The organism is Nocardiopsis sediminis, from assembly GCF_042650565.1.
GTDB lineage: Bacteria > Actinomycetota > Actinomycetes > Streptosporangiales > Streptosporangiaceae > Nocardiopsis_B > Nocardiopsis_B sediminis.
On sequence record NZ_JBHSBH010000004.1, the window covers coordinates 217829 to 232970 of the forward strand.

Annotated in this window: 12 protein-coding genes; 10 read left to right on the plus strand and 2 right to left on the minus strand. The window is 72.9% G+C overall.

Features of this window, described 5'->3' with window-relative positions:
- Nucleotides 1-2: 2 nt before the first annotated feature.
- The 5 genes from hrpA to ACFOVU_RS05120 all read left to right on the plus strand — a co-directional run bounded on the left by hrpA (nucleotide 3) and on the right by ACFOVU_RS05120 (nucleotide 7467).
- Nucleotides 3-3923 (plus strand): ATP-dependent RNA helicase HrpA, encoded by a 3921-nt coding sequence (gene hrpA, locus ACFOVU_RS05100; RefSeq protein WP_378530258.1) that lies wholly within the window; start codon nucleotides 3-5, stop codon nucleotides 3921-3923.
- Between the two features lie 531 nt (nucleotides 3924-4454).
- Nucleotides 4455-5990, plus strand: coding sequence for a sensor histidine kinase (locus ACFOVU_RS05105; protein WP_378530260.1), 1536 nt, complete (start codon nucleotides 4455-4457; stop codon nucleotides 5988-5990).
- Between the two features lie 56 nt (nucleotides 5991-6046).
- A complete protein-coding gene (locus tag ACFOVU_RS05110; RefSeq protein ID WP_449289729.1) occupies nucleotides 6047-6472 on the plus strand; it encodes a roadblock/LC7 domain-containing protein in 426 nt (141 codons plus the stop codon).
- 61 nt (nucleotides 6473-6533) lie between these two features.
- Entirely contained in the window at nucleotides 6534-6893 is a 360-nt protein-coding gene (locus ACFOVU_RS05115) for a DUF742 domain-containing protein (protein WP_378530264.1), read from the plus strand.
- A 13-nt stretch (nucleotides 6894-6906) separates the two neighbouring features.
- Nucleotides 6907-7467, plus strand: coding sequence for a GTP-binding protein (locus tag ACFOVU_RS05120; RefSeq protein WP_378531176.1), 561 nt, complete (start codon nucleotides 6907-6909; stop codon nucleotides 7465-7467).
- A gap of 105 nt (nucleotides 7468-7572) precedes the next feature.
- Here ACFOVU_RS05120 and ACFOVU_RS05125 read toward each other — a convergent pair whose 3' ends face one another.
- Together ACFOVU_RS05125 and ACFOVU_RS05130 are read right to left on the minus strand one after the other, a co-directional pair.
- Nucleotides 7573-8724, minus strand: coding sequence for a M20 family metallopeptidase (locus tag ACFOVU_RS05125; protein ID WP_378530266.1), 1152 nt, complete (start codon nucleotides 8722-8724; stop codon nucleotides 7573-7575).
- 66 nt (nucleotides 8725-8790) lie between these two features.
- The gene (locus ACFOVU_RS05130) at nucleotides 8791-10335 is read right to left on the minus strand and encodes an AbgT family transporter (protein WP_378530268.1); all 1545 of its coding nucleotides are present in this window, start codon (nucleotides 10333-10335) and stop codon (nucleotides 8791-8793) included.
- A gap of 163 nt (nucleotides 10336-10498) precedes the next feature.
- On the opposite strand from ACFOVU_RS05130, the gene ACFOVU_RS05135 reads away from it, so the two are divergent.
- From ACFOVU_RS05135 to ACFOVU_RS05155, 5 genes are all read left to right on the plus strand, one after another.
- Nucleotides 10499-11551 (plus strand): Lrp/AsnC family transcriptional regulator, encoded by a 1053-nt coding sequence (locus tag ACFOVU_RS05135; protein ID WP_378530270.1) that lies wholly within the window; start codon nucleotides 10499-10501, stop codon nucleotides 11549-11551.
- Between the two features lie 49 nt (nucleotides 11552-11600).
- Nucleotides 11601-12647 carry a lactonase family protein gene (locus ACFOVU_RS05140; RefSeq protein ID WP_378530272.1) on the plus strand — a complete coding sequence of 349 codons (1047 nt, stop codon included), beginning with the start codon at nucleotides 11601-11603 and terminating at the stop codon, nucleotides 12645-12647.
- 467 nt (nucleotides 12648-13114) lie between these two features.
- Entirely contained in the window at nucleotides 13115-13726 is a 612-nt protein-coding gene (locus ACFOVU_RS05145) for a biotin transporter BioY (protein ID WP_378530274.1), read from the plus strand.
- 59 nt (nucleotides 13727-13785) lie between these two features.
- Entirely contained in the window at nucleotides 13786-14499 is a 714-nt protein-coding gene (locus ACFOVU_RS05150) for an energy-coupling factor ABC transporter ATP-binding protein (protein WP_378530276.1), read from the plus strand.
- A complete protein-coding gene (locus ACFOVU_RS05155) occupies nucleotides 14496-15095 on the plus strand; it encodes an energy-coupling factor transporter transmembrane component T family protein (RefSeq protein ID WP_378530278.1) in 600 nt (199 codons plus the stop codon). The genes ACFOVU_RS05150 and ACFOVU_RS05155 overlap by 4 nt, the downstream gene beginning before the upstream one ends.
- Nucleotides 15096-15142: the final 47 nt, after the last annotated feature.

Below are 15142 nucleotides of genomic sequence, written 5' to 3' on the forward strand. Positions count from 1 at the left end.
GTATGAGAACCCCGCCTGCGAGATCACCCCTCGCCGAACTCCGCGACCGCCTGCCCGAGCTGATGCCGGCCGACCGGCACCGGCTGCGCCGCCGTATCGACGGACTCCAGAAGATCCGCGACGACCGCAAGCGCACCGCCGTCGCGACCCAGATCGCCTCCGACATCGACCTCGCCGAACTCCGCCTGGAGCGGCGCCGCGCCGCCGTGCCCTCGATCACCTATCCCGAAGCGCTGCCCGTCAGCCGCCGCAAGGACGAGATCGCCGAGGCCATCCGCGACCACCAGGTGGTCATCGTCGCGGGCGAGACCGGGTCGGGCAAGACCACCCAGCTCCCCAAGATCTGCATGGAGCTGGGCCGCGGGGTCCTCGGCACCATCGGACACACCCAGCCCCGCCGCATCGCCGCGCGCACGGTGGCCGAGCGCATCGCCGAGGAGCTGGCCACGCCCATGGGCGAGGCGGTCGGCTACAAGGTCCGCTTCACCGACCACTCCGGCGACGACACGCTGGTCAAGGTCATGACCGACGGCATCCTGCTCGCCGAGATCCAGCAGGACCGCATGCTGCGGCGCTACGACACCCTCATCATCGACGAGGCGCACGAGCGCAGCCTCAACATCGACTTCCTGCTCGGCTACATCAAGCAGCTGCTGCCCCGCCGCCCCGACCTGAAGGTCGTCATCACCTCGGCGACCATCGACCCCGAGCGCTTCTCCCGGCACTTCGGCGACGCCCCCGTCGTGGAGGTGTCGGGCCGCACGTTCCCGGTGGAGGTCCGCTACCGCCCCATCGAGGGCGACGCCGAGGACCCCGGCCGCACCGGCGAGGACCGCGACCAGGTCCAGGCCATCCTCGACGCCGTCGACGAGCTCCGGGCCGAGGGCAACGGGGACATCCTGGTCTTCCTCAGCGGGGAGCGGGAGATCCGCGACACCGCGGAGGCGCTGGAGAAGCAGCGGCTGCGCGACACCGAGATCCTGCCGCTGTACGCCCGGCTCTCGGCCGCCGAGCAGCACCGCGTGTTCGCCGCCCACCGCGGGCGGCGGATCGTCCTGGCCACCAACGTCGCCGAGACCTCCCTGACCGTCCCCGGGATCCGCTACGTGATCGACCCCGGCACCGCGCGGATCTCCCGCTACAGCCACCGCACCAAGGTGCAGCGGCTGCCCATCGAAGCCGTCTCCCAGGCGTCGGCCAACCAGCGCAAGGGCCGCTGCGGGCGCGTGGCCGAGGGCATCTGCATCCGGCTGTACTCCGAGGAGGACTTCCTCTCCCGGCCGGAGTTCACCGACCCGGAGATCCTGCGCACCAACCTCGCCTCGGTCATCTTGCAGATGGCGTCGCTGGGCCTGGGCGACATCGCGGCGTTCCCCTTCGTCGAGGGCCCCGACCGCCGCCAGATCAAGGACGGCGTGACCCTGCTTCATGAGCTGGGCGCGCTCGACACGGCCGAGGACGGCCCCCAGCGCCGCCTGACCCCTATGGGCCGCAGGCTCGCCCAGCTCCCGGTCGACCCCCGGCTGGCCCGCATGGTGCTGGAGGCCGAGGCCAACGGCTGCGTCCGCGAGGTGATGATCATCGCGGCGGCCCTGTCGATCCAGGACCCGCGCGAGCGCCCGGTCGACAAGCAGCAGGCCGCCGCCGAGAAGCACGCCCGGTTCGCCGACAAGGAATCGGACTTCCTCGCCTACCTGAACCTGTGGTCCTACCTCCAGGAGCAGCAGAAGGAGCTGTCCGGCAGCCGGTTCCGCCGGCTGTGCCGCGACGAGTTCCTGAACTACCTGCGGGTGCGCGAGTGGCAGGACATCTACAGCCAGCTCAAGCAGGTCGCCAAGACCATGGGGATCACGCTCAACAGCGCCGCCCCCGACCCCCGCAACGTGCACATCTCCCTGCTGTCGGGCCTCCTGTCCCACATCGGCCTGAAGGACCCCGAGAAGCACGAGTACCTGGGCGGGCGCGGCGCGCGGTTCGCCGTCTTCCCCGGCTCCTCGCTGTTCAAGAAGCAGCCCCGCTATGTCATGGCCGCCGAGCTGGTCGAGACCTCGCGGCTGTGGGGCCGCATGGTCGCGCGCATCGAGCCCGAGTGGGCCGAGCGGCTCGCCGGCCACCTCGTCAAGCGCACCTACAGCGAACCCCACTGGGAGAAGAACCGCGGCGCCGTCATGGCCTACGAGCGCGTCACCCTCTACGGTGTGCCGATCGTGGCCCAGCGCAAGGTGGGCTACGGCTCGGTGGACCCCGAGGTCTCCCGCGAGCTGTTCATCCGGCACGCGCTCGTCGAGGGCGACTGGCAGACCCACCACCGCTTCTTCCACGACAACCGCCGCCTGCTGGCCGAGGTCGAGGACCTGGAGCACCGCGCGCGCCGCCGCGACATCCTGGTCGACGACGAGACGCTCTTCGCGTTCTACGACGAGCGCGTGGGCGACGAGGCGGTGTCGGCCGCGCACTTCGACGCCTGGTGGAAGCAGGCCCGCCGCAGCGACCCCGACCTGCTGTCGTTCGAGAAGTCGATGCTCATCAACGAGGGCTCCGAGGCGGTCCGGGAGGAGGACTACCCCGACTCCTGGCGCCAGGGCGACCTCGTCTTCCCGCTCACCTACCAGTTCGAGCCGGGCACCGAGGCCGACGGCGTCACCGCGCACATCCCCCTCAAGGTCCTCAACCAGGTCGGCTCCGAGGGGTTCGACTGGCAGATCCCCGGCCTGCGCGCGGACCTCGTCACGGCGCTGTTGCGCTCGCTGCCCAAACCGCTGCGCCGCAACTTCGTGCCCGTGCCCGACCACGCGGCCAAGGTGCTGGGCGCCCTCACGCCGTACAGCGAGCCGCTGACCGAGGCGCTCGGCCGCGAGCTGGGGCGCATGAGCGGGGAGCGCATCTCGCCCGCGGACTTCCAGCTCGACCGCGTCCCCGACCACCTGCGGATCACCTTCCGCGCGGTGGACGACCGGCAGCGGACCCTGGCCGAGGACAAGGACCTCGACGCCCTGCGCGGCCGGCTGCGCCCGCGGTTGCAGAAGGCGATCGCGGCCGAGGCCAAGGGCATCGAGAAGACGGGGCTCACCGACTGGGACTTCGGCCCCCTCCAGCCCGTCTTCGAGCGCAAGTCCGCCGGCCCCGCGGTCAAGGGCTACCCCGCCCTGGTCGACGACGGCGACAGCGTGGCCATCCGGATCTTCGACACCGAGGCCGAGCAGCGATCGGCGATGCGGGCGGGGGTGCGGCGGCTGCTCCTGCTCCAGGTGGACTCCCCGGCCGCAAGGGTCCTGCGGGGCCTCGACAACACGGCCAAGCTCGCGCTCGGCCACAACCCGCACGGCGGCGTCCAGCGGCTCCTCGACGACTGCCTCCGGTGCGCCGTCGACTCCCTCATGGCCGAGGCCGGCGGGCCGGTCCGCGACCCCGAGGCCTTCGCCGCGCTGCGCGACCACGTGCGCGCCGGGCTGCCCGATGCCCTGGAGGCGGTGGTGGCCGGCGCCGCGCGCGTCCTGGCCGCAGCCCACCGGGTGGGGCGCAGCCTGAAGGGGACCACGAGCCTGGCCGTCCTGCCCTCGCTCAACGATGCCCAGGGCCAGCTCGCCGGGTTGATCCACGCCGGGTTCGTCACCGAAGCGGGCCTGCACCGCCTGCCCGATCTGGAGCGCTACCTGCGGGCGATCGACATGCGCCTGGCCAAGCTCCCCGAGAACCCCCGGCGCGACCAGGTCAACATGGCCAAGGTCGAGCAGATGCGGCTGGCCCGCGAGAAGCTCCTCGCCGGCCTGCGGCCGGGCCGCGCCGACGACCCCGACGTGCGCGAGATCCGCTGGATGCTGGAGGAGCTGCGGGTCAGCTTCTTCGCTCAGGAGCTGGGGACCGCCTATCCGGTCTCCGAGAAGCGCATCCTGAAAGCGATCGACGCGGCCGGCGAGGCATAGGGCGCGCACCGGCCGCGGGCCGTCCCGGAGCCGCGCACACTGTGTGACGGACGGCCCCGCCGGGCCCGGCGTGCGGCCGGACCTGGGGTGGGGTGCGGCGGACCGGGGCACGCACCAGAGATGTGATTTTGCTCATATTTCGCCGAAAGGGTATCCCGGCGGGTTCCGCCGCCGGTCACGCCGTCGCAGGTGCGCCGACCAAGATCACTTTCGCGGGCGCCGTGAATCGGGCAGGCGCCCCTTGCGCCCCACGGGAGCCCTGATTGCGCAAGGCTTTCTGTGCTAGCGTGACCGCCGATTCGTTGAGATTAAGGCGGTATTCCCGGCGGTTCGCCCGTCGCGGCCGTGATCACGCAGCGCGATCGGTCTCCCTTGCGGCCCGCTGTTCCCCGGCCGTCCGGAGGACGCGGTGCACCCGGCGCCGACCGAGACGCGTACGCGCGGCCCACCGTCCGACAGTTCCCCCCGTATACGAGGAGATGTGCTGTGGCGCAGGCGCCATCATCGACTGGGCAAGGGAATCAGCCCCAGATGCAGCAGCCATCGGCTGGACAGAACGGGGAGCACCCCCTCACGCACATGATGCGCGCAGAGGGTACCGGCGCCGCTCCGCCGCCCCAGCGCGGACGCTGGAGGCGCTTCACCGAGCGCCTCGGCTTCGGCCGCAGCTCCCGGCAGTCCGGCCAGATGACCGCACAGGAGCTGTTCAACGCGCAGCAGCGGCTCTACGCCCAGCAGCTCGCGCAGCAACAGCAGTACGTGAACCAGCAGCAGGCCGCAGGCCAGCCCTACCCGCAGGCGCCCTACGGGCACCCCCAGCAGCCGCAGCAGCCCGTGGCCTACGTGCCGCAGCAGCAGCCGGTCTACCCCTACCCCCAGCAGCAGCACCAGCCGCAGCAGGCGTGGGGGCAGCCCCAGGCCCAGGCGGCCCCCGCTCCGGAGCAGGCCGCCGCGCCCGCGCCGGTGTCCGACACCGGGCCGCAGCCCGCCGAGCCGGCCGCGGAGAAGGCCGGCCCCGGGCAGCAGGAGCTGGTCACCGGCACCCTGGCCGGGCTGGCGCTGCGCGACCTCGCGCTGGTCGACTCCCTCATCGAGGTCGTCGAAGAGCTGGAGGACAGCAGCGAGGACCCGGAGCTGCTGGAGAAGCTGTTCAAGATCGACAACCTCGCCACGCGGATGCGCCGCAACGGCGAGAACCTGCTCGTCCTGGCCGACCAGGACAGCGGCGACACCTCCACCGAGCCGGTGCCGCTCCTCGACGTGGCCCGCGCCGCGATCTCCGAGATCAGCGAGTACCAGCGGGTCCAGCTGGGCCGGCTCCCGGAGCTGTTCGTCGCCGGCACGGCCGCCGACGACATCAGCCACCTCCTGGCCGAGCTCATGGACAACGCGACGGAGAAGTCGCCCGAGCACGCGCAGGTCGTCGTCAGCGCCCAGCGCATGGGCAGCGACAAGCTGCTCATCACCGTCGAGGACGAGGGCATCGGCATCCCGGCCGCGCAGCTCGAATCGCTCAACTCCCGGCTCCGCGGTGAGCCGGTCCTCGACGACCAGGTCATCCGGCACATGGGCCTCTACGTCGTCAGCCGCATCGCGCACCGCCACGGTGTCCAGGTGCAGCTGGAGGCGCGCGCCTTCCGCGGCGTCAGCGCCCACGTCGTCCTGCCCGTCGACCTGTTCGGCACGACCGGGCCGCGCCCCGCGGCCCCGCCGTCGGAACCCCGCCCCGCGCCGCGCCACGTGCCGGCCGGCCAGTCCCCGGACCACATCGCCCCCCCGGCCCAGCCCGCTCCCGTCTCGCACAAGCAGGAGAAGAGCAGCGCCATGGACTCCTCGGTGACCGCGGCGGGGCTGCCGCGACGCAGCGCGCACAAGAACACGGCGCCAGTGCCCATGGCGCCACCCACAGAGGCCACACCGGCGGCCGATCCCGCCGACCCGGCCGCAGCAGCGGCGCAGGACGCCGCCGAGGGCGAGGCCGCCGGATCCACCTCCCGCGCCGAGCGGATCCGCGCCGACCTGGAGGGCTTCCTCGAAGGCCAGCGCGAGGCCTCTGCGGATGAGTAGGGCGTTCCCGCAGGCCCGCGCGTTCCTGACCGAATCGATCGAGAATCTGGACGGATATGGACAACCGCTTGAGTGAGAGCGCTGAGAACTTCACCTGGCTCATCTCCAACTTCGTCTCCGAAGTCTCCGGGGTCGAGCACGCGGTGGTCGTCTCCTCCGACGGTTTGCTTCTCGCCGCCTCCCGCGACTTCCCCGACGAGTACGCCGAGCAGCTCGCCGCCATCGCCAGCGGCCTCCAGAGCCTGGCCGACGGCACCGCGCGCATGTTCGGCAAGGGCGACACCGATCAGCTGATCCTGCGCATGCAGCACGGTCACCTGTTCGTCATGTCCATCAGCGACGGCTCCTCGCTCGCCGTGCTCACCAGCGGGGACGCCGACATGAAGATCGTCGCCTACAAGATGACGCTGCTGGTGGAGAGCGCGGGCCACGCGCTCACCCCCCAGCTGCGCAACCAGCTGCGTGAGGTCATGGCCCCGTGACCCAGGCCATCGCCACCGCAACGCCGAGCCGTGCCCGCTGTGTGAAGAGGGAGCCGCCGCAATGAGCATTCGCAGGAGAAGGGGTACGCGGATCCGCCCCTACACCTTCACGGGCGGACGTACGCGCTCCCGTCACCCGCTGATGGTGCAGACGCTGGTGTCCACCGCGGACGCCGGCGCCTCGACCCCGGCGAACCTGCTGCCGGAGTCGCAGAACATCTACGAGCTGTGCCGGGAAGCGCGTTCCGTCGCCGAAATCGCCGCGGAACTGAAGATCCCCATGGGCGTGACCCAGGTCCTCTTGAGCGACCTCGCCGACCAGGGGCTCGTATACATCCACCCGACCATCACGGGCCACAGCCCGTCGGAGAATCAAGTTCTGGAGAGGGCGCTGCGTGGACTCGAACGTCTCTTCCAATAAGAGCAACGCGTCGCTGGTTTCCACCAAGATCGTCATCGCAGGTGGATTCGGCGCGGGCAAGACCACCCTCGTGGGCTCGGTATCGGAGATCCCCCCGGTCTCCACCGAGGCCGTCATGACCGAGGCCAGCGTGGCCCACGACGACACAACGGCCACGCCCGGCAAGGTCACCACCACCGTCGCCATGGACTTCGGTCGGCTCACCCTGGAACAGGAGCTGATCATGTACATGTTCGGCACCCCGGGGCAGGCCCGCTTCTGGTTCATGTGGGACGACATCGTGCGCGGCGCGGTGGGCGCCGTGATCGTCGTCGACAGCCGTCGGCTCGCCGACTGCTTCGACGCGATCGACTACTTCGAGAAGCACCAGAACATCCCCTACATCGTCGCGCTGAACAAGTTCGACGGGGAGCTGGGCTACACCGCCGACGAGATCCGCGAGGCGCTGGAGATCGCGCCGGACATCCCGATCGTCGACTTCGACGCGCGGGACCGCCGGTCCTCCGGTACCGTCCTGCGGCGGCTCTTGGAGTTCACCCTGTCCCGCCCCAGGCGCGCCGAGCTCGTCGGCTGACCGGCGGGCAGGACTGCGAGAGGCGCGCGACCGGACCGGTCGCGCGCCTCTCGCATCTTCACGGTGTCGCCCAGGGGCTGGCCCCGGGGTCTCCGGGCTGTCCGGTCAGCCCCCTGCGACCGCCGTCAGCAGGCCCGACGCCAGCGCCACCTGGTGCGGGGTCGCGCTGATCAGCACGTGCTCGTCGCGCGAGTGCGGGCCCGCCCCCGCTGCGCCCATGCCGTCCAGGACGGCCCCGCCCATGGCCGAGACGAAGTTGCCGTCGCTGGCCCCGCCGACGGAGACCTGCTCCAGGTCGCCGCCCAGGCCCTGTGCGACCGCGCGCGCCGTGGCGAACATCCGCTCGGTGGCCGGGTTGGGGTTCATCGGGGGACGGTTCCAGCCGCCGGTGAGGCGCAGGCGCACCCGCGGGTCGGCGGGCGCGAGCGCGGCGAGCCCGGCGTCGACCCGGGGCATCTCCGCGGGGTCCTGGATGCGCACGTCGATCTCGCAGGTCGCGCGCCCGGCCACCACGTTGCGGCCGGTGCCACCAGCGATCACCCCGATGTTGACCGTGGTGCCGCGTGCGGGGTCGGCGAGGGCGGTGATCGCGGGCACCAGGCCGGCCAGGGCGTGCACGGCGCTGGCCCCGGCCTCGGGGTCGAGCCCGGCGTGGGACTCCACGCCCAGCACCTCCAGGTCGAACAGGCCCATGCCCTTGCGCCCGGTCTTCACCCGGCCCTCGCGGCTGGGCTCCAGGACGAGCGCGAGGTCGGTGCCCTTGGCGGCGCGCTCGATGTGCGGGCGCGACGCGGGGCTGCCGATCTCCTCGTCGCCGTTGAGCAGCACGCGCACCGTGGGCGTGGGCAGGCCCAGCTCGCGCAGGTGGCGCAGGGCCCACACCCCTTGGACGATCCCGGCCTTCATGTCAAAGCACCCCGGGCCGGTGAAGCGGTCGCCGTCGACGGACACCGGCCACTCGGCCAGCGTGCCCCGCGGCCACACCGTGTCGTAGTGGCACAGGAACAGCACCTCGCCGGACCCGGTGCCGGGGTAGACGGCCTCCAGGACGTCGCCGTAGGCGCCGCCGTCGTGGCGGGTGCGCTCGGCCGGGGCGCCGAGCCGTTCGGTCAGCCACGCCTCGAGGCCGTCCAGCCCGGCGTCGAGCAGTGCCTTGTCGTTGCTCGGTGTCTCCAGCTCCACCAGGCGGCGCAGGTCGGCCAGGACCTCGGGGAGGTCGCGGCGGGCCGCTTCGGCCAGGGCGGGGAGGGGGCTCACGTCGTCGTCACCTTCTGTTCTCTCGGGATGGGGTTGGGGCGGGACGGGCGCCGGGCGGCGCCGGGGTCAGCGCACGGGGACGCCGGGCCCCAGCGGGATGCCGAGGGCCCACCAGGCCAGGAAGAGCAGGGTCCAGCCGACGAGCAGTGTCATCGAGATGGGCAGGGTCAGCGAGAACAGGGTCCCGATCCCTGCCTTGCGGCTGTAGCGCTGGAGGAAGCCGAGCGCCATCACGAAGTACGCGCTCATCGGGCTGATGACGTTGGTGGTGGAGTCGGCGATCCGGAACACCGCCTGGGTGGTCTCGGGCGACACGTTGAGCAGCATCATCATGGGCACGAAGATCGGGCCGATCAGCGCCCATTGCGCCGAGCCGCTGGTGATGAGCAGGTTCATCAGGGAGATGATCACGATCATGCCGAGGAAGAGCACCACCGGGTGCACGCCGGCGGCGTCGAGCACGCCGGCGCTGCGGATCGCGATGACCTCGCCCAGGCCGGTCCAGCGGAAGTAGGCCAGGAACTGCGAGGCGGCGAAGAACAGGACCAGCACCGGGGCGAGTTCGCGGACGCCGCCGACCATCGCCTCGGGGATCTCGCGTGCGCGGGTGATGCTGCCGGTCACCCGCCCGTAGACGGCGCCGGCCAGCAGGAACAGGAAGCCGAGCACGTAGGCGATGCCGGTGATCACCGGGGAGCCGAGCACGTCGCCTTCGGGACCGCGCAGCGGTGAGGAGGCCGGGGTGAGCGCCGCGGCGAGGACGGCGGCCACGCCGAGGACGGCCAGCCCGGACAGGGCCAGGCCGCGGCGCTCCACCGGCGACAGCTTCAGGTCGCCGAGTTCGGCGTCGGCGTCCTCGCCGTCGATCGCCAGGCCCTCCACGCGCTTGGCGAGGACGAACTCGGCGACCAGCGTGACCAGGACCGCCAGCAGGATCGAGCTGACCGCGCTGAAGTAGTAGTTCGCCACCGGGGTGACCACGTATTCGGGGTCGATGACCTGGGCGGCGCTGGTGGTGAGCCCGGACAGGATGGCGTCGGTGGGGGTGATGAAGATCGAGGCGTCGTAGCCCGCGGAGATCGAGCCGAAGGCGACGACCAGCCCCAGGATCGGGCTGCGCCCGGCCGCCTTGAACACCATGGCGCCCAGCGGGATGAGCACGACGTAGGCGGCGTCGGAGGCCACGCTGCCACAGACCCCGGCCAGGGCCAGCGAGAACGTGAGCAGCTTGCCGGGGACGCGGGTGACGCTGCCGCGCAGCAGCGCGTTGAGCATCCCGCTGCGCTCGGCCACCGCGACGCCGAGCATCACCACGACGATGAGCGCGAGCGGCGGGAACTCCGCGTAGTTGGTGATGGCGTCGCCGATGATCGTCTGCACGCCTTCGGCCGACAGCAGGCTCTTGACGGCGATGCGCTCGCCGTCGACGGGGGACTCGGCCCCGACGCCGAGGCCGCTCAGGACGGCGCTGAGCACGATGACCAGCCCGGCCATGATCGTGAAGAGCCAGAACGGGTGCGGCAGCTTGTTGCCCGCGCGTTCGATCGCCTGGAGGGCGCGCAACAGGGGGGATTCCGACCGTTCGGTCGGCGCGGATTCGGGCCTGGCCACGGGTACTCCTTCGATCCACTGCTGTCCGTGGTGGTGTGGGTCGCCTCCCGCCCCACGCATGACCAGTACATTTGACGGCCCATGGTGTGATTTGTCAACGCTTGGCCGTTGCATGGGTGAATCATTCACATTAAGTCGGTTTGATAGTGCGTATCATCCGATTGTGCGCGACCCCTCTCTGGACGACCTCGATCTGGACCTGGTGGCGGCCCTGCAACGGGCGCCCCGGGCGCCGATCAACGTCCTCGCCGACGTTCTCGGCAGCTCGGCGAGCACCATCGGCCGCCGTCTCCACCGCCTCCAGGCCGAGCACCTCCTGCGCGTCGTCGGCCAGGTCGACTGGGCGGTGTTCTCCGACGCCAACCCGCGCCACGTCTGGCTCCGGACCGACCCCGGGCGCTCGGTCGGGGTCGCCCAGCGCCTCGCCGAACGGCCCGAGACCCAGCTCGTCGCGCTCACCAGCGGCGAGGCCGACGTCTACTGCGTCGTCCACCCCACCGGCCGCGACCAGGTGCGCGACCTGCTCACCCGCGTCATCCCGTCGGTCGAGGGCGTGCGCTCCACCCAGTCCGACCTGGTGCTGCGCCCGGTCACGCGCGCCGACGCCTGGACCCTGGACCGGCTCTCCGGCCGCCAGACCGCCGACCTCGCCCGCTATGGCCACGTCACGGCCGCCGCGGCGCCCGCCGATCCCGCCGAGCCGCCCTCGGCCCATGAGCGGGCCGCGGCGCGGCTGCTCTACCGCGACGCCCGGATCGGATCGGGGGAGCTCGCCCGCGAGCTGGGCGTCAGCCAGTCCACCGCCTACCGGGTCGCCCAGTCGGTGCTGGAACGCGGCGTGATCCGGCCGCGGGTCGAGGTGGAGCCGCCGCTGCTGGGGATGCGCCTGGAGGTCATCCTGTCGCTGACGACCCACCCCGGCGCGATCACCCACGTGGCCGACCAGCTCGCCCGCCACCCCTCGGCGCGCTACGTCTCGGTGGTGGCCGGCGCCGGGTCCGTGATCCACCACGGGGTCTTCCGCGACGAGGCGGCGCTGGAGGGCTTCCTGTCGGCGGACCTCGCAGCGCTGCCCGGCGTCACCGGCCTGCGGGTGTCCATCATGCTCGACGTGCTGCGCCGCTACTGGATCAAGCGGACGGGGGTACGCCTGGGCGCCGCGGGCATCCCCTTCCCCGGCGCGACGGTGGCGATGGAGGAGGCGGAGGGGGCATGATCGTCAAAAGAGCGTGGCGCAGCGGTGTCCCCGAGCGGAAGGGCGGCCCATGGCCGAGCGGAGACTGTGGATCGGCACCTACACCCGCGGGTCCGTCCCGGCCGGATCGGGGGCGGGCGTCCACCGCGTCCTCCTCGACACCCGCACCGGAGAGCTGAGCGGCGGCGCGCCCGCCATCGCGGTCGAAGGGGCCTCCTTCCTGGCCGCCCACCCGCGCAGCGGGCTCGTCTACGCCGTCAGCGAGGTGGACGAGGGGCGGGTGACCGCGTTGTCGGTCGGCCCCGATGGCGTGCCGGCCGCGGTCGGATCGGCGCCCACGGGCGGCGGCTCGCCCTGCCACGTGGCCGTGCACCCGGCCGGCGGCCACATCGTCACCGCGAACTACGCCGACGGCGCGGTGGGCGTCCACCGCCTGGACGCCGCTGGCGCCCCTGGGGCGCCCCAGGTCCTCACCCACAGCGGTTCCGGCCCGCGCGCGGACCGGCAGGAGGGGCCGCACGCCCACAGCACGGCGGTCGCGCCGGGCGGTGCGCACCTGCTCATCGCGGACCTGGGCACCGACGAACTGCGCGGCCACGCCTTCGACCCCGGCGCCGCCGACCCCGCCGGCCCGGGGTTCACCGCCGCCCGCCTCGCGCCCGGAACGGGCCCCCGGCACGTGGCGGTGCACCCCAGCGGGCACGTCTACGTCGCCGGCGAGCTGGACGCGCGCGTGCACGTCCTGCGCTGGGACCGGCCGACGGCCACCGCCGCCGCGGTGGCGGGCGTCCCGGCGGGGGCCGAGGACGGGGACTTCCCGTCGGAGATCGCGCTGTCCGCCGACGGGGAGCGCCTCTACGTCGCCAACCGGGGCAGCGACACCATCGCGGTCTTCGCGGTCACCGACGGCGGGGCGGCCCTGCGGCCCCTGGGGCACGTCCCGGCCGGGGGCGCCTGGCCGCGCCATTTCGCCCTGGTGGGCGACTTCATCGTGGTCGCCGCCCAGCACGAGGGCGTCCTCGCGGTGCTGCGGACGGATCCGGAGGGCGGCCTGCCCACCGACACCGGGCACCGCCTGCCCGTGCCCGACCCCGCCTGCGTACTTCCGGCGGGGTGAGGCGCCGCCAAGGCGCGCGAACCGTCGTCCGGGGCCGTCGGGGCGCGAGGGCGCGGGCCGGCGAATCCACGGGCGTCGACGTCCACCGGGAACCCCGGCGGCGATCGGCCGCCGGCGACGGCCGCGCGGGATTCCGCGGGCGGCGGGTATGACGCCGCCCCCGGGGCGGCGTCCTCCGGTCCCGGATACCGACGGCCGCCCGGCCCTCCAGGCCGACCGCCATGGCCGCGTGGCGGCGATCGCCGCTGCCGGCCCGCCTGCCCGGCCACCGGCGGCCACGCGGGCGATCCCGCCGGTGCCCGGACTCGCCACTTCCTGTGGGGATACGGGCGCGGTGGACAATCGCGGAAACCCACAACTTCCAGCGGGGCGAACTGTCGCCGCCGCCCCCTTCCCGTGAACCGGGCATAGCGGACAATGGGAAGTGCGGTTCCGCCCTCCATCACCCCGGCACGATGGGAAGAGCCATGCCCGACACCCCTGCGCCCGCGGCCCGCCGCCGCGGGCTCACCGCCCGCGACCTCGCCCTCATCGCCATGTTCGCGGCGCTGCTGGCCGTTCTGAGCATGCCGTTCGCCATCCCCGTCGGCCCCGTGCCCATCACCCTCCAGACCCTCGGCGTCATGCTCGCCCCCAGCCTGCTCGGGGCCAAGCGCGGGGCCCTGGCCGTCCTCGCCTTCCTCGCGCTGACCCTGGCCGGGCTGCCCCTGTTGCCCGGCGGGCGCGGCGGGGTCGCCCCATTCCTCGGTCCCACCGGCGGCTACATGCTCGGCTGGGTGGCGGGGGCGCTGGCCATCGGGCTGATCGTGGGGCGCCTCCTGCCCCGCTACCGCTTCTGGCCCGGGCTCGGCGCCAATGTGCTGGGCGGGATCGGCGTGGTCTACCTCGTCGGCGTCCCGTGGAGCGCGGTCGCGCTCGGCGACGGCCTGCTGGCCTCGGTGGTCGGGGTGGGCGTCTTCCTGCCCGGCGACCTCGCCAAGGCGGCGCTGGCGGCGGCCATCGCCGCGGCGGTCCACCGCTCCTACCCGATCCCACCGGCCGGCCGCCCCGTCGACGCCGCCGCGCGCGAGGACGCATAGGCTGCCACCGGGGCCCGGCACCCACCGAAAACCGACCTGACCAGGAGCGATACCACCCGATGCTGCGCGTGGAGAACGTGACGCACGCCTACGACGGCCGCCCCGTCCTGCGCGACGTCTCCCTGGACCTGGCCGAGCGCCGCATCGGGATCATCGGCGCCAACGGGTCGGGCAAGTCGACGCTCGCCCGCACCCTCAACGGCCTCGTCCTGCCCGACTCCGGGCGGGTCCTGCTCGACGGCCGCGATACCCGCCGGCACGCCCGGTGGGTCCGCAGCCGGGTCGGCTTCGTCTTCGCCGATCCCGCGGCCCAGATCGTCATGCCCACGGTCGCCGAGGACGTGCGCATCGGGCTGCGCGGAAGCGGCCTGGGGCGCGCCGAGACCGACGCGCGGGTGGACGCGGTCCTGCGCCGCCACGGCCTGGAGGGGCACCGCGACCACCCGGCGCACCTGCTCTCGGGCGGCCAGAAGCAGATGCTGGCGCTGGCGTCGGTGCTGGTCACCGAGCCCGATGTGCTCGTCTGCGACGAGCCCACGACCCTGCTGGACCTCCACAACGTCCGGGTGGTCGAGCGGGCGCTGCGGGCGCTGCCGCAGCAGGTCATCCTGCTCACCCACCACCTCGGCACGCTCGCCGGGTTCGACCGGGTCGTGGTCATGGACGAGGGGCGGGTCGTCTTCGACGGTGTCCCGCAGGCCGCGATCGCCCACTACACCGCGCTGATGGACGCCCGCGCCGAGGACCCCGCCCCGGAGGAGCACCCGACGTGAGCATGCTCGGGCTCTACGTCCCCGGGACCTCGCCCGCCCACCGGCTGCCCGCCGGCGCCAAGCTCCTCGCCCTGGTAGTGGCGGTCACCGCGATCGTCGCCGCCGCGAACCTCTGGGTCGCGCTGGCCGCCGTCGTGGCCGCGCTGCTGCTGCACCCGCTGTGCGGGCTGGGCCCCCGAGCGGTCGCGCGGACCCTGCGCCCGCTGCTGCCCTTCCTCGCCCTCATCGCCGCCTTCCAGGCGCTGGCGGGTGACGGGCCCGCGGCGGTGCGGGTCTGCGCCCAGCTCGCCGCGGCGGTGCTGCTCTCGGGGCTGGTCACCATGGTCACCCGGGTGAGCGAGATGCTGGAGCTCTTCGAGCGGCTGGCCCGCCCTCTGCGCTTCGCCGGCGTGCGCCCGGAGCGGGTGGCGCTGCTGCTCGCCCTGACCATCCGGTCCATCCCCATGGCGGCATCGGCCTGGCGCGCCTCGCGCGAGGCCTACATCGCCCGCGGCCTGCGCGGACGCCCGCACCTCATGGTGGTGCCGGTCATCGTGGGCCTGATCCGATCGGCCGAGGCGATGGGCGAGGCGCTGACCGCGCGCGGCATCGACTGACCACGCGGGGATTGCGCCACGCGGGTCAATTCCACGACCATTCTTCG